The 19,031-nt window shown below is 56.9% G+C and carries 14 protein-coding genes; 10 read left to right on the top strand and 4 right to left on the bottom strand.

Features of this window, described 5'->3' with window-relative positions; all coding sequences use genetic code 11:
• Positions 1-189 precede the first annotated feature (189 nt).
• Positions 190-1,689: an aldehyde dehydrogenase family protein gene (locus tag AC3WS9_RS11775; protein WP_285155380.1), complete on the top strand. Its 1,500-nt coding sequence runs from the start codon at positions 190-192 to the stop codon at positions 1,687-1,689.
• Between the two features lie 90 nt (positions 1,690-1,779).
• Here AC3WS9_RS11775 and AC3WS9_RS11770 read toward each other — a convergent pair whose 3' ends face one another.
• Both AC3WS9_RS11770 and AC3WS9_RS11765 read right to left on the bottom strand, forming a co-directional pair.
• Positions 1,780-2,886, bottom strand: a complete 1,107-nt coding sequence (locus AC3WS9_RS11770) for a GGDEF domain-containing protein (RefSeq protein WP_492488506.1) — start codon at positions 2,884-2,886, stop codon at positions 1,780-1,782.
• Between the two features lie 57 nt (positions 2,887-2,943).
• Positions 2,944-4,920 (bottom strand): alkyl/aryl-sulfatase, encoded by a 1,977-nt coding sequence (locus AC3WS9_RS11765; protein ID WP_285144563.1) that lies wholly within the window; start codon positions 4,918-4,920, stop codon positions 2,944-2,946.
• 378 nt (positions 4,921-5,298) lie between these two features.
• Between AC3WS9_RS11765 and AC3WS9_RS11760 the strand changes: the two genes are divergently transcribed.
• The 4 genes from AC3WS9_RS11760 (at position 5,299) to AC3WS9_RS11745 (ending at position 11,627) form a co-directional block, all read left to right on the top strand.
• On the top strand, positions 5,299-7,797 hold the full coding sequence (locus AC3WS9_RS11760) for a type VI secretion system Vgr family protein (RefSeq protein WP_492488504.1): 2,499 nt from the start codon (positions 5,299-5,301) through the stop codon (positions 7,795-7,797).
• Positions 7,794-9,077 carry a VRR-NUC domain-containing protein gene (locus AC3WS9_RS11755; protein WP_492488502.1) on the top strand — a complete coding sequence of 428 codons (1,284 nt, stop codon included), beginning with the start codon at positions 7,794-7,796 and terminating at the stop codon, positions 9,075-9,077. Before AC3WS9_RS11760 ends, AC3WS9_RS11755 begins: the two co-directional genes overlap by 4 nt.
• A 9-nt stretch (positions 9,078-9,086) precedes the next feature.
• Positions 9,087-10,301: a DUF3396 domain-containing protein gene (locus AC3WS9_RS11750; RefSeq protein ID WP_492488500.1), complete on the top strand. Its 1,215-nt coding sequence runs from the start codon at positions 9,087-9,089 to the stop codon at positions 10,299-10,301.
• Positions 10,302-10,409: 108 nt separating this feature from the next.
• On the top strand, positions 10,410-11,627 hold the full coding sequence (locus AC3WS9_RS11745; protein ID WP_492488498.1) for a DUF3396 domain-containing protein: 1,218 nt from the start codon (positions 10,410-10,412) through the stop codon (positions 11,625-11,627).
• A 152-nt stretch (positions 11,628-11,779) separates the two neighbouring features.
• Here AC3WS9_RS11745 and tynA read toward each other — a convergent pair whose 3' ends face one another.
• Positions 11,780-14,056 (bottom strand): primary-amine oxidase, encoded by a 2,277-nt coding sequence (tynA, locus tag AC3WS9_RS11740; RefSeq protein ID WP_492488496.1) that lies wholly within the window; start codon positions 14,054-14,056, stop codon positions 11,780-11,782.
• Between tynA and AC3WS9_RS11735 the strand changes: the two genes are divergently transcribed.
• Positions 14,007-14,195 (top strand): hypothetical protein, encoded by a 189-nt coding sequence (locus AC3WS9_RS11735; protein ID WP_492490358.1) that lies wholly within the window; start codon positions 14,007-14,009, stop codon positions 14,193-14,195. The two genes, tynA and AC3WS9_RS11735, sit on opposite strands and share 50 nt — an antisense overlap.
• A 10-nt stretch (positions 14,196-14,205) precedes the next feature.
• Here the strand turns inward: AC3WS9_RS11735 and paaZ are convergent, their stop codons facing one another.
• A complete protein-coding gene (paaZ, locus tag AC3WS9_RS11730) occupies positions 14,206-16,251 on the bottom strand; it encodes a phenylacetic acid degradation bifunctional protein PaaZ (protein ID WP_492488494.1) in 2,046 nt (681 codons plus the stop codon).
• Positions 16,252-16,536: 285 nt separating this feature from the next.
• Here paaZ and paaA point away from each other — a divergent pair, with 285 nt between their 5' ends.
• Genes paaA through paaD form a run of 4 tightly spaced genes read left to right on the top strand, consistent with a single transcriptional unit; the run spans position 16,537 to position 19,031 of the window.
• On the top strand, positions 16,537-17,466 hold the full coding sequence (gene paaA / locus AC3WS9_RS11725) for a 1,2-phenylacetyl-CoA epoxidase subunit PaaA (RefSeq protein ID WP_285144558.1): 930 nt from the start codon (positions 16,537-16,539) through the stop codon (positions 17,464-17,466).
• 12 nt (positions 17,467-17,478) lie between these two features.
• On the top strand, positions 17,479-17,766 hold the full coding sequence (gene paaB, locus AC3WS9_RS11720) for a 1,2-phenylacetyl-CoA epoxidase subunit PaaB (RefSeq protein WP_282493153.1): 288 nt from the start codon (positions 17,479-17,481) through the stop codon (positions 17,764-17,766).
• Positions 17,767-17,774: 8 nt separating this feature from the next.
• Positions 17,775-18,521, top strand: coding sequence for a 1,2-phenylacetyl-CoA epoxidase subunit PaaC (gene paaC / locus AC3WS9_RS11715; RefSeq protein ID WP_492488491.1), 747 nt, complete (start codon positions 17,775-17,777; stop codon positions 18,519-18,521).
• A 12-nt stretch (positions 18,522-18,533) separates the two neighbouring features.
• Positions 18,534-19,031 carry a 1,2-phenylacetyl-CoA epoxidase subunit PaaD gene (gene paaD / locus AC3WS9_RS11710; protein WP_492488489.1) on the top strand — a complete coding sequence of 166 codons (498 nt, stop codon included), beginning with the start codon at positions 18,534-18,536 and terminating at the stop codon, positions 19,029-19,031.

Below are 19,031 nucleotides of genomic sequence, written 5' to 3'. Positions count from 1 at the left end.
ATTTTGTCAGAGGTCTGGGCTGACTATAGGAAAGAACACTCGCTGAGAATAGTGTTATAAGCCGGAATTATCGTGATTTGCGGGGGCTGTCACAGGTGGCAAAACGAATGTCACACAGATAAAAGCGCGTTAAGCAAACCCATCTTAGACTGCGTTGACACCCTGCGAATAATAATGAAGGAGCACCCCATGTCTGAGTCACAGACCGCTATTCTACCGAGCGTGCAGCAGTTTTTAGACCGCCAACATGGCCTGTGGATTGAGGGCCGCCCGTCTGCGTCTGACAGCGAAAAACGTCTGAACGTGTTCAATCCGGCGACGGGGGAAGTGATTGCCTCCACGGCTGATGCCAGCGTGAATGATGTGGATCGCGCGGTGATGTCCGGCTGGCGCGCCTTTGTCTCCCGCAGCTGGGCCGGGAAGCTGCCCGCCGAACGTGAACGCATTTTGCTGCGCTTTGCCGATCTGGTGGAGCAGCATACGGAAGAACTCGCCCAGCTCGAAACCCTGGAGCAGGGCAAATCGATCAACATCTCCCGTGCCTTTGAAGTGGGCTGCACTCTGAACTGGATGCGTTACACCGCCGGTTTAACCACCAAAATCGCCGGTAAAACTCTGGATCTGTCCATTCCGCTGCCGCAGGGCGCGCGCTATCAGGCGTGGACCCGTAAAGAGCCGGTCGGCGTGGTCGCCGGAATTGTGCCGTGGAACTTCCCGCTGATGATCGGCATGTGGAAAGTGATGCCGGCGCTGGCCGCCGGGTGTTCCATCGTGATCAAACCGTCGGAAACCACGCCGCTGACGCTGCTGCGCGTGGCGGAGCTGGCCTGCGAGGCGGGCGTGCCCGATGGCGTCTTTAACGTCGTTACCGGGAGCGGCGCGGTGTGTGGCGCGGCGTTAACCTCGCATCCCCATATCGCGAAAGTGAGCTTTACCGGCTCGACGGCGACGGGTAAGCAGATTGCGCGCGTCGCCGCCGATACCCTGACGGGCGTGACGCTGGAGCTGGGCGGTAAAAACCCGGCCATCGTGCTGAAAGATGCCGACCCGGCGTGGGTGGTGGAAGGGCTGATGACCGGCAGTTTCCTCAATCAGGGGCAGGTGTGCGCCGCCAGCTCGCGCATTTACATCGAAGCACCGCTGTTCGACACCCTGGTGAGCCACTTCGAGCAGGCGGTGAAATCCCTGAGCGTCGGGCCGGGTATGTCGCCGACGGCGCATATCAACCCGCTGGTCTCCCGCGCCCACTGCGATAAAGTGCAGACTTTCCTCAACGAAGCCCAGTCCAGCCACGCTGAGCTGATTACCGGCAACAGCGGACCGGATAAACAGGGCTATTACGTTGCGCCAACGCTTGTGGTGAACCCGGACGCCAGCCTGCGCCTGACCCGCGAAGAGGTGTTTGGCCCGGTGGTCAATCTGGTGCGCGTGGCGGACGGGGAAGAGGCGTTGCAACTGGCGAACGATACGGAGTACGGCCTAACGGCCAGCGTCTGGACGCAGAACATCAGCAAAGCGCTGGAGTATACGGACCGACTGCAGGCTGGAACGGTGTGGGTGAACAGCCATACGCTGATCGACGCCAACCTGCCGTTCGGCGGCATGAAACAGTCCGGCACCGGGCGTGATTTCGGCCCGGACTGGCTGGATGGCTGGTGTGAGACCAAGTCGGTGTGCGTGCGGTACTAGTTTTTTTGCCGGATGGCGGCTTCGCCTTATCCGGCCTACGTTCAGGTTTTGTAGGTCGGGTAAGGCGAAGCCGCCACCCGACAAGACCGTTCACCGGGACCATTTGTTTCGTCCCGCTTCCTTCGCCCGATACAACGCCGCATCCGCCTGCGCCACCGTCTCGTCGGCGGTCAACCCCGCCGTCATTCCGGCAATCCCCATACTGGCGGTCACATACTCGCTCACCTTCGAGGCTTTATGCGCAATCGCCGCCTGACGCAAATTCTCCTGAATGCGTTTCGCCACCTGTTCTGCCGCATCGGGCGGGCAATCGAAGAGGATCAATAAAAACTCCTCGCCGCCGTAGCGCGACACCACATCCTCCGGCGTGCGAACAGAAGCTTTCAGCGCCTGCGCGACCCGCACCAGACACTCATCGCCCGCCTGATGCCCGTAGGCGTCGTTGTAAAGCTTGAAATAATCCACATCCAGCATCAGAAGCGTGAAGGATTTCCCCTGATTCACCGCGCGCTCCAGCACGTTTTCCATCTCCCGTCGGTTGGCCGTTTCGGTCAGCGGATCCTGATGTGCCAGGGCGTCGAGACGGGCGATCAGCAGTTGGTTTTGCTGGTTACGCTGCCAGGCTTCATCGAACCAGCGCAGGAGAATAAAACGCCCGCAAATCAGGATCAGCGTAAAGACAATCCACACCGCCGCGAAGCGCATATTCAACCCGTGATTGAGCACCACGCTGGCGACCGGCAGGGTAAACCACAGGGGCAGCACGCAGGACAGCAACCCCACGGGATAGAAATAGAGCGCGGTGACGGCGGTCAGCAGCAGAATGGTGCACAGAGGCCAGGCGTGGGGAAGCTGCCAGTCCACGATAAACCAGTAGCAGCACAGGGCCCACAGCAGCCCCGAGGTGAACAGCACCAGGCTAATCCCGGTGATATGCCGCCAGCTCATGATAATCAGCGCCGCCGACAGGGCGATCACCCCGAGCATCGCCGCATCGACCAGGGATGAAATCGGCTGCCCGGTGACGTGGGCGGGGTCGAAATTGTGCACCAGCGTGTTACGCAGCAAAATCATCAGCGCAAAGCTGACGTGCACGAACGCCAGCCACGGCATGTTGATGGTCAATCCGCGAGAGACCATCGCCTGGCGGGTCGGCCATGAGGTCAGTTCAGAAGAGAGAGGGTGACGTTTTTCCATACATTCACTGTGTCAGATGAAGAAAAGCGGCAGGCGAGCGGCTCGCCCGCCGTAAAGTTACGGTGTCACAATATTGAACCAGAATTCAAACTTATCCATATAGCCCAGCATCTGATCGAGTTTAGCGCCGTCGCCGGTCACTTTCACGTCGCCGCTGTCCTGCGCCTGTTTCAGCGTCACTTCTTTGAGGATGATTTTATTCAGCGTGTCGCGGTTGAGGGAAATCGTGGTGTCCGCGTCTTTGGCTTCGGCATTGGCCGTGTGATTGAGCACGCCGTTTTCCAGCTCGAGCTTATATTTTCCGCCGTCGCTGCCGAGATCGATGTTAAACACCGACTTCGCATCCCCGGCTTTTTCCCCGTTGATATGCACCGCCAGATAGTCGAAGAACATCTCTGGCGTCATGGCGCGCACAGTATCCGGGCTGGCGGTGTTCGGGGTTGGCAGTTTCTGCACGCCGTTACGCAGCTCCTGCGCGCCGGTCAGATAGAAGTTACGCCACGGGCCAGATTCGGCCTGATAGCCGAGCTGTTCCAGCGCGTCAGCTTCCAGATTGCGCGCCGCCTGGTTATTCGGATCGGCAAACACCACTTTGCTCACCACCTGCGCCACCCAGCGATAGTTCCCCTGGTCAAAATCGGTTTTGGCCTTCTGCAAAATCGCATCGGCACCGCCCATGTACTCAACAAATTTCTTCGCGCCTTCTTCCGGCGGCAGTTCGTCGAGCGTCGCCGGGTTGCCGTCAAACCAGCCGAGATAGAGCACGTAGGTGGCTTTCACGTCGTGGCTCACCGAGCCGTAATAGCCGCGGTTTGCCCAGGTGTGGGCCAGGGAATCCGGGAGCTTGAAGTTAGCGGCAATTTCGTCGCGCGTCAGCCCCTCGTTGGCCATGCGCAGGGTCTGGTCGTTGATGTAACGATAGAGGTCACGCTGGCTTTTCAGCAGCTTGACCACGTTGTCATTCCCCCAGGTCGGCCAGTGGTGCTGGGCCATGATGATCTCGGCTTTGTCACCCCAGCGCACAATCGCCTCGTTGATGTATTTCGACCACGGCAGCGGCTCGCGGATTTTGGCCCCGCGCAGGGAGTAGGTGTTGTGCAGGGTGTGGGTCACATCCTCAGCGGATTCGATCAGTTTTTTCTCTTCGATATACCACAGCATTTCCGACGGCGCTTCCGACCCCGGCGCCAGCATGAAGTCATAGGTCAGGCCGTCGATCACCTCTTTCTGGCCGTCTTTCTCGATGATATTGGTCGGCGCGATCAGCGTGACGTTCCCGGCAGAGGTGGTGGTTCCCAGTCCCGCGCCGACCTGGCCTTTCGGATCCGGTTTCAGCAGGTTGCCGTACATGTAGCTGGCGCGGCGGCTCATCACGTTCCCGGCCATGATATTTTCCGCCACGGCGGCTTCCATAAACCCGGACGGGGCATAAATTTTCACTTTCCCGGCTTTGACGTCGGCTTCATCAACGACGCCGCGCACGCCGCCGTAGTGGTCGACGTGACTGTGGGTATAAATCACCGCCACCACCGGTTTTTGGCCGCGATTTTTAAAATAGAGATCCATCCCGACTTTCGCTGTTTCAGCAGAGACCAGCGGATCGACAACGGTGACGCCTTCTTTACCCTCGATAATGGTCATGTTCGACAGATCGAGGTTGCGGATCTGATACACCCCGTCGGTGACTTCGAACAGACCGCTGATATTAATAAGCTGCGCCTGACGCCATAAGCTCGGGTTGACGGTATCTGGGGCTTTGTCACCCTCTTTGATAAAGGCGTACTGCTGCGGATTCCAGACCACGTTCCCTTGTTCCCCTTTAATCACGTCCTGAGGAATGGGGGCGATAAAGCCTTTGTGCGCATCGGTAAAGTCGGTGTTGTCGTTAAACGGGAGCTGGCTGTAGAGGGCGTTATTGGCCTGTTGGGTGGAGGCAGTGGCGTCCTTAGGCGCTTCTGCCGCCAGGGCGTTCGGGCTGAAGGAAATAAACAGTCCCGCCAGCGCGAGGCTTGTGGCTATGGCGTTCAATCTCATTCTAAAACCTCTCAGAAGTAAGTACGACGTTGCGTGTGAAACTTCGTGTCCTGGCTGAAAAATGGTTCAAGAGATGAAAATAAAGCGGGGAGGCATGAGTAACTATAATCGGGCTAACTCATTCGGCAAGTGAATGAAATAAAAGATCGGTCATAGGGCTAATGCTGTCAGTTAAGCAAAATGGCAAAGTTTCAATGACCAATGAATTTTCTCAAACGCTTAATGCCAGAAATGGAATCCTTCCGTGCACTTAACCTCCGTGCTGTAAAAATACTTATCCGACAGGGCGTTTTTGTCTGAAATGTCTTTAATCCACTTGATGCGTATGGTTTCTGAGCGGAGAATCTCAGGACTCTGATTATATTCAGGATTAAGCTGATGGAACCAGCCACCCCCTATACTCTGACGATCAATGACAGCCCTGTTTTACCCGATGTGTTGCGTTTTCGTGGCACTGAAGCACTGAGCAAACCCTTCTCCTGGCGTATCGAGTTCACCACTTTGCATGACGTGGCGAGCAGTGACGTTCTGCTGAAATACGCCAGCCTGTTTATGCGCAGTGGTAAAACCCTTCACGGCGTTATCACGGGTTTTGAGTGGCTGGGCAGAAGCCGCGACCAGTCTCACTACGCGGTCACGCTCACCTCCCGCCTTTCTCTGATGAACCTGACCCGTCGCTGCGCTGTCTGGCAGAGCCTGTCCGTGCCGGAACTGGTGGAGAGGATTTTGCGGGCGCACGGTCTGGAAGGCAGTGATTTTGAATTCCGGCTTGAACGGCGCTACCCGACACGCGACCTGATAACCCAGTGGCGGGAGAGTGACCTTGAGTTTATTCATCGGCTGCTGGCCGAAACGGGCATCTGGTATCGCTGCGGTGTGAACAACGCCACCGGAATGGACACCGTGACCTTTGCCGACAGCCAGACCGGCTATCAGTTTGGCGTCACGCAGCCTTATCAGGAGCCCGCCGGACTGTACGACGGGGCGCAGGAGTCCGTCTGGGGTCTGCGAAGCTGGCACAACACCGTGACTGGTCAGGTGCAGACCCGCGATTACAACTACTGCCGGGCCGCAGAGCCGATGAACTCAACGGTCGTTGTCCGTAACGATGCCACCACCACCGGGGAGCATTACCGCTACGGCGGCCCCTTTCTGGAGGCTGGCGATGACACCACCTCTGAGCCAGAAACGGAAAGCGGCGCATTCCTGGCCCGTATCCACCACGAGCGTGAACTCAATAAATCCGCAAGATTACACCTGTTCAGTAACGCCTCAGGTCTGACTCCCGGTCAGGTGCTGGAAACATCCGGCAGCACGCTCAGCGCCCTGAGTGAAGGGGTACTGATTACCTTCACCTCCTTCCAGGCTGCCCGGGATTCTCGTCTGCATGTTTCAGTGTGGGGCATGCCCTACAGCGAGCAGTTCTGCTTTCGTCCGCCAGAAATCCCCCGTCCGCAGATTCACGGCACGCTTCCTGCCCGTATTGAGAGCCGGGAGAAGCATGACATTTACGCCCATCTCGACAGCGCAGGCCGCTACCGGGTGAAGCTGGATTTCAGCCGTGAGGATGCCGAACCGGGGTTTAACTACCTGTGGGTGCGTCAGGCGAAGCCGTATGCCGGGGACGTGCACGGCTGGCATATGCCGCTGACGGATGGCACGGAGGTGGGCATTGCCTATGACGATGGCGATATTGACCGGCCGTACATCGCCCATGCCTTCCATGACTCTGAACATGCTGACATCGTGACCCGGGACAACCGCAGCCAGAATATCCTGCGAACCGCTGCCGGGAATGAGCTGCGGATGGAGGACCAGCGGGGCGAAGAACATATCGCCCTGACCACGCCGTTCGGGGCCACGCAGCTGAATCAGGGCCATATCACCGATGAGCAGGACAAGCCGCGAGGCTCCGGCTTTGAGCTGCGAACCGATGAGTACGGTGTGATTCGGGTGGCAAAGGGGCTGTTTATCACCGCCGACGGACAGACAAAAGCCGCCGGTGAAGTGCTGGATATGGCGACGGCGCTTAAGGAAATCGAAGTCTGCCGTAATCAGCTTCAGCAATTAGCTGCAGCCGCCGAACAGGCGCAGGCGCTGGAAGCGGATATTGCCAGCCAGATAGCGATGTTTGATAAACGGCTGCAACCGCTGAACGAAATGATTCATTTCCACGGCCCGGAGGGAGTGGCGTTTACCAGCGGGGAGCATATGCAGCTTGCCGCTGCCGATAACGTGGCGATGAATGCCGGGGGCGATGTCAGCATCGGCTCGATGGGCAACACCAGTATCCTTGCCGGAGATAAAATCGGCCTGTTCGCCCGCACCGGTAAGCTCAGCCTCAATGCCAGTGAAGGCCCGGTCCAGATTCAGGCCCAGAATGGCGAAATGCACCTCTCCGCTGAGCAGAAACTGAGCCTCATCTCGATGGGGGACATGCTGTTCGCGGGTAAGAAGAAGGTGACGCTGATTGGTGGCGGGAGTTACCTCATTCTTCAGGAAGGGAAAATCGAGTACGGCACGGACACGACCTACACCCGCAAGATCAAACGCTCGGTGACGACTGGCTCGGCAACGATGCCGGTAACGTTTCCGCTGATGGGGACATCGCATATTTATTCCGCCGTATACCAGCTTCAGGATGAACAGGGCAATATTCTGGCAGGAGCGCCTTACAGTCTTAAAACTCCGTCCGGACAGACTGCAACAGGCTACAGCAATGATGAAGGCTGGACTGTTCCGGTTTATACCCCTGAGCAGGAAGATGTGGAACTGCACATCGTGCAAAGCAAGCCAGAGCCGAAAGAAACCATGTGGTTTATCGGTGATGAGGACAATCAGCAACTGGCTACTGAACTCAGGGAGAAGAAATCATGACGATGCCAGATTTACCCGATACTCCGACAGCAGACGCCCCTACCGGGACCAACAATAAAGCGTGGGACTGCACGACATCCGGTGTTGAAATGGTGGAGAAACCGTCACGACTGCTGACACCAGAGAACCGTCAATATCTGCACATCAAAGTGGAATACGCAATGCGCTTTCCCCGGCTGTCGGCAGAAATTCGTCGTGACGGCAAAAGCTACCAGATGAGCCTCAAGCAACTGATGATGAGTGGGCTCATCAGGGGGGATGAAATCGCCCGCAATTATCAATGGTGGTATAAGGCCGAAGTGCCGTTCGATATGCGAACCACGCCGCCGCGGCCGTTTCTCAGCAGTACGCTCCTGAGTGAGGGACCCGGAAGGCGACACACCACTAATCCTTTCCCTGTGCCAGGAAAGAATATCTACCGTCGCCCGGATGTCATTATTGTGAAGAACAAATATGACCGCTGGCCGGGGCTGGCGGGGCCGGATACGGAAGGCCAGATGCATGTGGATAATCTGGAGAGGCTGGTTGAGGTTAAGTTTCCGGGGGATGTGCTCGCTCGCGAGCAATATGATGAATACATGAAAATCGTTGGGAGAGATCGTAATCGTATGACCATTCTGGAGATCCACGATTGCCGTCCAGAAGAGCAGCAGTGGAGCGATCAAGTGGTTAATGTGACGATGAAAGCCTGGAAGACCAGCGGGGCGAAATACTGGCCGCTGTTCCTGTATCCACCGATCTTTACTCCCCGGCCACCAGCATCACCAACACCAGCAAGAGTCGAGCCATGGGCCTATGCCGGAAAGGCGGTTGCCGACCTTAGCGAAGGGGTCGTCAACAACGTGGCAGCAGGCTGGAATGCTCTGTCAAAGGAGATGCAGCAGGAACTGAGCCAGACTGCAGGCTGGCTGAATGACGGCGGCGAGTGGGTGTATTATCAGGGCAGCCAGGCATGGCGCTGGGTAAGCCGAACCGGGCGTGCTGCGGCAATGTGGACGGATGAACAGCTCCGGGCCGCATGGTCAGCGATACAGAAAGCGACGGATATGACGCTGGCGATGCTGAAACAGGTGGACTGGGTACAGGTGCTGACGGACGTGGCGATTACTGTTGGTGTGGTGCTTGTTGCCGTTGGGGTGGGAGTCCTGGTCGTTACTCTCGGCATCCCGGAAGCCCTTCTGGCAGCATTTTTACTGATTGTGCGTCTGGCAATCTCTGCGTGGGAAACACTGGCTGCGGTCCTCGGTGCCGGTGCAGTCGGCACGCTGGCAACCCAATAAGGAATGATGATGGAACTGAAGGATTTTGAGCTGGATTATCTTGAAAAGTGGTTGCCTGAGGCGTCGGTGAAATACAAGGATGGCAGTCAGGCGGTTAACCTTGGCCTGATTATCACCGTATTTTTTAAGGACGGTCATAGCCCCGAAGTCCGCCATAAGATGGTGGAGTGCGTGGATCGTTACTACGGTGAGTTTAAATCGTACTTAAAGAAGACCCTCACGCAAAAATGGGTTGGGATCACCGAAAAGAACTATCAGAAAAAACGACAAACAATCTTGGACTCATCACCAGAAGAAATTTTCTCTTGGTACTTAGGGAGTGTTGATACGGATTATCACGCACCCGATTATGAAATACTCATCATGGGTAAGCGAATTTTTCATAATGATAATGATCGTTCTGTCATCAAACTGGTATTCCCGTTATCACTGCTAAAAGAGCCTGATGGTAAGCAGAGATATCAGGACTGGATGATGTGGTTGTGTAACGCTTTCAATGTTGAAAGTGGCTATGCGGGGCTGTCGTTTGTTTTGCCCTACGCTTTCGAGCGAATGTTTCCGTATGAATATGCCTTGGCACAACGATTCCCGGGCGTGATGGTTGATTCTTTGGGGACACTGGAGGGTGGCGAGGCTGTAGAGGGAGTAAAAGGAGCCTGCTGGTACACCATCCTGGGCAATCCATGGCTGAAAAAACTGGGCGGTGCTGAGAAATTGGCGCATCGTTTGAAGAAGACACCAGAAATCGAGCTACTTCCTTATAACAGCGGCATTATTTTGAAAGCAGGAGCACTGCCGCCAGCGCTGGGCGAGACGAAAACCGAAGAGCTTCCGCCACTACTGGTGAAAGTAAACCAGATGATTAAACCCATCCGTCAGGACGGGCACAACGGCCTACATTTCTATTCCGAGAACGAAAACTTTCAGTTTGAAGAAAAGTCCTCGATGGCATGGTTTGCTCGCTTCGATGAAGCCAGTGCCGAACTGGATAAAGAAGATGAAGGAAAATCATTTGAGCCAGTGCGCATCACCCGCTGGGATGGCGATTTAGCCCCGTACGCTGGACGTTGGGCGACCATCGTTAACGGGACGACGCAATATCTTCAGACCCGTGAAGGGCAGGTGCTACCGGAGTTTGAGGATAAGTACGGCAAAAAATTCCGTGCCTGCTGGTCGCTGCTGGAGCGCGACGACAAGGGCAGTGTTTTCTATATTCCTGATTAATTCGGTGAAGATTCAGTTTCGGGATTTGCTCAATGGTGGGAATTGAGCATTTCTTCGAAATCTTGCCTGCTGGGGGGAACCACGCTGGCAACCCAATAAGGAATGATGATGGAACTGAAGGATTTTGAACTGAATTATATCGAGAAGTGGCTGCCGGAAGCGTCGGTAAAGTACAAGGATGGCAGTCAGGCGGTAAATCTTGGGCTGATTATTACTGTGTTTTTTAAGGACGGTCATACTCCGGAAGTTCTCCGTAAGATGGTGGAGTGTGTTGATCGCTTCTATTGCGAATTTAAGCCATATCTGAAGAAAACGGTATACGGGAAAAAATGGGTTGGGATCACAGAGAATAATTACCAGAAAAAGCGGCAGCAGCTTTTAGAACTGACCGAGGAGGAAACAGCTTCCTGGTATCTGGGAAGCGCTGAGAAGGATTATGAGTCGCCGGATTACAGTATCCTGGTGATGAATACGCGTGTTTTTCATAATGATAATGATCGCTCTGTTATTAAGCTGACATTCCCGATATCGCTATTGAAAGACTCGGATGACAAAGAACGCTATCAAACCTGGCTGATGTGGCTATGTGATACTTTTGCAGTCGAAAGTGGTTATGCGGGATTATCTTTTATTCTTCCGCAAGAATTCCATCGAATGTTCCCCTATGAATATGCACTGGCCCAACGCTTTCCTGGTGTGATGGTGGACTCGATTGGTACTCTCGAAGGATCTGGAGCCGCGATAAGTCTGAAAGGAGCCTGCTGGTATACCATACTGGGCAATCCGTGGCTGGAAAAACTAGGCGGTATTGAGAAACTGGCTCACCGGCTGAAGAAAACGCCAGAGATTGAGCTGTTGCCCTATAACAGCGGTATTATTCTCAAGGCTGGAGCCCTACCGCCAGCACTGGGCGAGACGAAAACCGAAGAGTTGCCGCCATTACTGGTAAAAGTAAATCAGTTAATTAAGCCCGTACGCTTCAATGGCTCACGTTCGCTACATTTCTACTCAGAACATGAGAACTTCCAGTTCGATAAAGTATCTACGATGAAGTGGTACAGGCGCTTTGATCACGCCAGCGCAGAGCTGGAAAAAGAGGATGAAGGAAAATCATTTGAGCCAGTGCGCATCACCCGCTGGGATGGCGATTTAGCCCCGTACGCTGGACGTTGGGCGACCATCGTTAACGGGACGACGCAATATCTTCAGACCCGTGAAGGGCAGGTGCTACCAGAGTTTGAAGACAGACACGGTAAGAAATACCGTGCCTGCTGGTCGCTGCTGGAGCGGGACGATAAGGGTAGCGTATTCGTTATTCCTGATTAATGCGTCCTCATTGCAATAAAAGGGCTGTTTGCTACCGCTGACGTTGGAAGTGGATATTACGCGCGGCGATGATATGCAGATGAACATGAGGTGGAAGAAACCACCTCAATATTCATCCCATTAGCGGCCGGGCATCTGCCCGACCTTTGTCATTACTTCTCGTCCTTCTTCTTGCCAAGCGTTGGCGTCTCGTCGAAGAAGTTCCACGGTTTGAGCAGGGTATGCACCCACTCGGTCGGCATGATCGGCCACTCCTCGGCGCGCGCCACGTGAGTGGTGCCGGTGGTCATCCACACCACATCATCCTGATTATCAATCGATTCGTTATCCTTGCTGTACTTGCCCAGACCGCTGTCGTGAATCGACCGGTTCGGGAATTTCCCTTCCGGGTAGAGCTCATTCGGATGGTAGCGCGTCACCCACAGCTGTTTATCCATAAAGCTCAGACGGTGGTAAATCCACTCGTCCGGGGCGAATTTCGCGCCGGTGGCGACCGGATGAGTGCCGCCCGCGTAAGGGATAATCTGGTACGACACCGGGTTGCCCATGCGGTTCTCTTTGCTGGTGTTGCTCAGCAGACGAATGGTGCCTGGGTCAAACTTCTGCGCGGCCTGCTGTTCCGTATCAATATTGTACTGATTGATCTGCATGGTGCTGGTGCGCGGGCCACCGGCGGTGTTGGGTTTCACTTCCGGGTCCATCGCCACCAGACGGTTGTTGGTGCCATCCACGTCCATATCCAGACGGAAGTTGTAGATGTGCTGATGGGTGGTCCCGACGATGTTGTGGTCGATCAGGGTGCCATATTTAGTATCGTCCTTGGCGCTCGGGTCATGCATGGTTTTGGCCTGCACGCCTTTCACCGCTTCGATGCCGGTTGCCCCCGCATCGATGCCGATAGTGCCATTTTCGTGGAAAATCCAGTCAAAGATGTAGTCGTAGTTGCCGACTGTGCTGATCCAGCGCACCACCAGTTCGCGGCGCTCGGCGCTGACGTTCGGCTGGCCCATCTCCTGATGTTTATATTCCGGCCCGGCGTAGCGTTCAAAGACGGCAATCGCGCGCGGGATCTCCATCGGCGCACCGGTGTAATCCGGGATGGTTTCGTTGAGCATCACCGCGTTCGACGGCGCATCTTTGCCGCGCACCAGCGGAGAGGTCAGGGTACCCATGCCATAGTCACCGGAATCGAGATAGGCTTTAAAGTACCAGCCGACGTCCGGGTCGCCGTACGGCACTATCATCCCGCCGAGCGATCCCTGATACATCACCTGGCGCTTTTTGCCGTTGTCGTTGTAGGTCACGGTGGAGATGATCGGCCCGACGCGGGAGTCGAGGCTCAGGTGGAAGTCCCAGTTCTGCCAGTGGATCATGTCCCCGGTGATGGTGTAGCTCTTGCCTTCCGGCTCGACGATCTCCAGCGGTTTTTTCACCGGCGCGATGCGGTCGCGGCCATCATACGGACGGGCGAGCATCGGCACCGGCACCACCGGACCTTCTTCAATTTTGAGGATTTTTTTCTGCTCAAGATCGACGACCGCCACCAGGTTTTCAATCGGGTGCGCCCAGTAGTTGCCGTCGCCGGTGTCGAGATAGCTGACCACTTTCAGCAGGCGATCTTCCTGTTTCAGGCCGTCTTTGCCGTCAAAATAGCCGACGGTCAGCGGGGTGCCGATCACTTTCTTCGGATCGGTCACGCCGTGTTTTTTCAGCGCTTCGGCGTATTCCGGGCTGGCCATAATAATCTGCTGCACGGAGGTGAAATCATCCAGCAGCACCATGCCGTGGGCATCGTTGACCGGCGTCCAGCTCACGACTTTTTTGTCTTTCAGGTCGACCACGCTTTCAATGACATGTTTGCCATCCAGCATGGTGACATTCGCCTGGCGGGGAGCGTCAACCGCCGTGCCGTTCAGCACGAAATCCCACACTTTGGCTTTGTCCGGCTCGGCCAGCGCGATCTGGGTGAAACGGGTATTGGGTTTGAAATCCGCCGAGGTTTTGACGATCTCGACGGCCTGTTTAATTTCGTCTGCGGTCAACGCGTTCAGCGGGTGCGGGCGTTTTTCCACCTGGAAGGTCTGATCAAGCCCCGACTGGAAGACATCGTTGATGAAGGTCTCGGAGATAAAGGCTTTTTTACCTTTCATCACCACCGGCACCTGCAGTGTGAGCGGCTTGCCGTTGACGATGGCGGTTTTCGCGCCCGGTTTAACCTTCACAAAAGCGCCGTCTTTGCTGAGGGTGAACATCTGGGCGTAATCATCCCACTGCACATCGGCGCCAAACTCGGCCAGGGTTTTGTCCATTGGGACCATATGCGCTTCGCCGCCGTGGGCGAAAACCGGTGACTGCCAGGAGCATAACAACGCGACTGCCATGGCCAATGCCGTTTTACGGGCAGAAAAAGAAGAAGAAGGGCTTCCCATCGTTGACCTCATCATTATTGTGTTATTAGTGTTGTGCAGCTTTATCCTGGCAGGAGCGGGCGCAAACTGTTTGCCTGCACCTGCCAGGTTATTTGTCACTCTTGCCAAATTAAAAACCGGGAAGGGACCTTCCCGGTAAAAAGAACGGATCAGTCGGTGAAATCGCCCTGCTGGCGAGCGACGAGCGTCAGAATGGAGTACAGCGCGACAGGCTGCTGGTGCTGGTTAAAGACCTCCACGGCCCATTCCACCACACCGGTCGGTTTCTCTTCTGCCGTGCGCTGTTTCTTGAGGGTTTTGCGCTTGCAGGTCAGACGCACCTGGATGGTATCGCCCGGTTTCACCGGCTCGATAAAGCGCAGGTTTTCCATGCCGTAGTTGGCAATCACCGGCCCGACGCCCGCGTCAACGAACAGACCCGCCGCCGCCGAAATCACAAAGTAACCGTGAACCACGCGCTCGCCGAAGATCGACTCCGCCGCACCAATTTTGTCCATGTGGGCATAGAAATGATCCCCGCTCAGGCAGGCAAAATTGACGATATCCGTTTCGGTCAGGGTGCGGCGCGGGGTGAGCAGGCTGTCGCCAGGCTGCAGCTCTTCGAAGTATTTGCGGAACGGATGCACGCGGTCTTCCTGCACCTGCGCACCGCGCACCCACTGCTGGCTGATGGCGGCCAGCATCGACGGGCTGCCCTGAATCGCCGTGCGTTGCAGATAGTGTTTCACCGCGCGCAGACCGCCCAGCTCTTCGCCACCGCCCGCACGTCCCGGACCGCCGTGAACCAGCTGCGGCAGCGGGGAGCCGTGGCCAGTGGACTCTTTCGCCGACTCTTCGTTGAGGATCTGAATACGCCCGTGCGCCCGCGCCGCACCGGAAATAAACTGCCGGGCGATGCGTGAATCCGCCGTGACCAGCGTTCCCGCCAGGCTCCCTTCACCGGCGCGCGCCAGAGTCATGGCGTGTTCCGCGTCGCGATAGGGCATTAGCGTCGCAACCGGGCCAAAAGCTTCGGTGGCGTGAACGGCAGGGGACTCGTCCGGCTGCGGGCAGAACAGCAGCGTCGGCGGGAAGAACGCGCCTGCGGCCTGAAGACTGGCTTTGCCGCCGAGGCGAATCTGACAGCCAGCCGCGACCAGCAGATCCACTTTTTCCTGCACATCGGCACGCTGTTCAGCGTTCACCAGCGCGCCCATTTTGACGCCTTCCTGCACCGGATCGCCGACCACCACTTTCTCGAGACGAGCGATCAGCGCCTGGCTGACGGCCTCAATCTGCCCCTGTGGGACGATGATGCGGCGGATGGCGGTACATTTTTGCCCGGCTTTGGCGGTCATCTCACGCACCACTTCGCGGATAAACAGCGCAAACTCCGGCTGCTCCGGCGTGACGTCTTCGCCCAGCACGCAGCAGTTCAGGGAGTCCGCTTCCATGGTGAAGGGAATGGATTTGCCAACGATGTTGGGGTGAACGCGCAGCATCTGGCCGGTGGAGGCGGAGCCGGTAAAGGTCACCACGTCCTGACTGTCCAGATGATTGAGCAGATCGCCCGCGCCGCCGCAGATCAGGCTGATCGCACCCTCCGGCACCAGGCCGCTGTCGACAATGGATTTCACCATCGCCTGCGTCACCTGTGCGGTGGCGGTCGCCGGTTTGATAATGGCAGGCATCCCGGCAAGCCAGGTCGGGGCCAGTTTCTCCAGCATCCCCCAGCACGGGAAGTTGAAAGCGTTGATATGCACCGCCACGCCGGATTTCGAGGTCAGCACGTGGCGCGCGGCAAAACCGCCTTCCTTCGACAGGGGGATCAGCTCGTCTTCCGGCCACAGGGTGTCGTCCGGCAGCTCGCGGCTGCCGAGGCTGGCGTAGGTAAACAGGGTGCCGATCCCGCCTTCGATATCCACCCAGCTGTCCGCGCGAGTCGCGCCGGTTTCTGCCGACAGGGCGTAAAACTGCTCTTTCTGACTCAACAGATGTTTCGCGACCGCTTTCAGCATCGCCGCGCGTTCGATAAAGGTCATGGCGTGAAGTGATTCACCCCCGCGCTCGATGGCGAAGCGACGCGCCGCCGCCATATCCAGACCTTCGCTTGTGACTTCCCACAGGGCTTCGCCGCTGATGGCGTGATGAATGTGGCGCTCACGGCCCCGGCCAGACTGCCAGGTGCCGGACAAGAAGCTGGCTAACTGCTGCATCTCTCTTCTCCAAATGTTACGTAATTTCACTATAGATAGTTTGATTATGAATCATAAAAAGCAAGCGATGTTTTAATGATTTGTTAACAATGTGATCTTGCCGGATGAATCCTCAGGCGAATAGCGCCCGCCATCAGCGGCCTGATGCAAAAGCCTTGCGAGCGACATCACAAAATAGACAAACACTCCTTGGGGTTATATTTAACCTTTGTGTAACTTTTAAGAAACGAAGTGATTCATCATTAAACGATGATTAACGATTTAACGAATCATAAAGGTGGCGACGTGACGGAAGAACAACGCTTTGAGCAGCGCATCGCACAGGAGACAGCCATCGAGCCGCAAGACTGGATGCCGGACGCCTACCGCAAAACTCTGATCCGCCAGATTGGTCAGCATGCGCACTCCGAAATTGTCGGCATGCTCCCGGAAGGCAACTGGATCACCCGCGCACCCACCCTGCGCCGCAAAGCGATTCTGCTGGCGAAGGTGCAGGACGAGGCGGGGCACGGACTCTATCTCTACAGCGCGGCGGAAACCCTGGGCTGCGCGCGGGAAGACATCTACCAGAAGATGCTCGACGGCAAGATGAAATACTCCTCAATCTTCAACTACCCGACCCTGAGCTGGGCCGACATCGGCGTGATTGGCTGGCTGGTGGACGGCGCGGCCATCGTTAACCAGGTGGCCCTGTGCCGCACCTCTTACGGGCCGTATGCCCGCGCGATGGTGAAAATCTGTAAAGAAGAGAGCTTCCATCAGCGTCAGGGTTTTGAAGCCTGCATGGCGCTGGCGCAGGGGAGCGAATCTCAGCGTCAGATGCTGCAGGACGCCATCAACCGTTTCTGGTGGCCGGCGCTGATGATGTTCGGCCCGAACGACGACAACTCCCCGAACAGCGCCCGCAGCCTGGCGTGGAAAATCAAACGCTTTGGCAACGACGAACTGCGCCAGCGCTTCGTCGACAACACGGTTTCGCAGGTCGAAATGCTCGGCATGACCGTCCCGGATGCGGATCTGCACTTCGACGAGGAGAGCGGTCACTACCGTTTCGGCGAAATCGACTGGCAGGAATTTGAAGAAGTGATTAACGGACGCGGGGTGTGCAACCACGAACGCCTCGCCGCGAAAAACAAAGCCTGGGAAGAAGGGGCGTGGGTGCGCGAAGCCGCACTGGCGCACGCAGAAAAACAACACGCCCGCACCGCCGCGTAAGAGGAAGTCAAGATGAGCAATGTCTACTGGCCGTTATATGAAGTGTTTGTCCGCAGCAAACAGGGGTTATCCCACCGTCACGTCGGCAGCCTGCACGCCGCCGATGACCGCATGGCGCTGGAAAACGCGCGCGATGCCTACACCCGCCGCAGCGAAGGCTGCTCGATTTGGGTGGTGAAAGCGAGCGAAATCGTCGCCTCGCAGCCGGAAGATCGCGGCGAGTTTTTCGACCCGGCGGAGAGCAAGGTCTACCGCCACCCGACGTTCTACACCATCCCTGATGGCATCGAGCACATGTGAGGATGGCGATGAAACCGACTACCCAATATGCCCTGCGTCTGGGCGATAACTGTCTGGTCCTGTCCCAGCGCCTCGGCGCGTGGTGCGGCCATGCGCCGGAGCTGGAGATCGACCTGGCGCTGGCCAATATCGGCCTCGATCTGCTCGGCCAGGCGCGCAATTTCTTAACCTACGCCGCCGAGCTGGAAGGTCAGGGCGACGAAGACACGCTGGCCTTTGGCCGCGATGAGCGCCAGTTCAGCAACCTGCTGCTGGTGGAACAGCCGAATGGCAATTTCGCTGACACCCTGGTGCGTCAGTATTTCATCGACGCCTGGCACGTGGCGCTCTTTACCCGTCTGACCCAAAGCCGCGACGGGCAAATTGCGGCGATTGCCGCGAAAGCGATCAAAGAGGCGCGCTACCACCTGCGCTTTAGCCGCGGCTGGTTAGAGCGTCTGGGCAACGGCACCGAGGTTTCCGCGCAGAAAATGCAGCAGGCGATTGATTCTCTGTGGCGCTTCACCGCCGAACTGTTCGAGGCCGATGCGCTGGAGCAACAGCTGATCGCCGAAGGTATCGCCGTTGACCCGCGCGAACTGCGCGCCGAGTGGGAAGCGGAAGTGTTTGCCGGTTTCGAGCAGGCCTGCCTGAGCGTTCCGCAAGAAGCGGCGTACCGCACCGGCGGCAAAAAAGGGCTGCACACCGAACATCTGGGACCGATGCTGGCGGAGATGCAGTATCTCCAGCGCATGTATCCCGGCCAGCAGTGGTAACAGGAGGTCCCTATGCAACGTCTCGCTGACATCGCCCCGGCGGAAATCCCGCAGATCTGGTCCCTGTTAAGCCAGATCCCGGACCCGGAAGTGCCGGTGCTCACCATCACCGACTTAGGCATGGTACGCAGCGTGTCTGCCCAGGCGGGCGGCTGGGTGATTGGCTTTACGCCGACGTACTCCGGCTGTCCGGCGACGGAGCATCTGCTGGGTGCCATTCGCGAGACGATGACCGCCCACGGATTCACGCCGGTGCATATCGTCCTCCAGCTCGACCCGGCCTGGACCACCGACTGGATGACCGACGACGCCCGCGCGCGGCTGCGTGAGTACGGCATCAGCCCGCCGGTCGGCCACAGCTGCCACGCCCACGCGCCTGCCGAAGTGGCCTGTCCGCGCTGCGACAGCACCAACACGTCGGTTATCAGTGAATTTGGTTCGACGGCCTGCAAAGCGCTCTATCGCTGCAACGCCTGCCGTGAACCTTTCGACTATTTCAAATGTATCTGA

This window comes from Lelliottia sp. EB106-05-01-XG201 (assembly GCF_058791735.1).
This window is presented reverse-complemented; position numbering and strand designations above follow the sequence as displayed.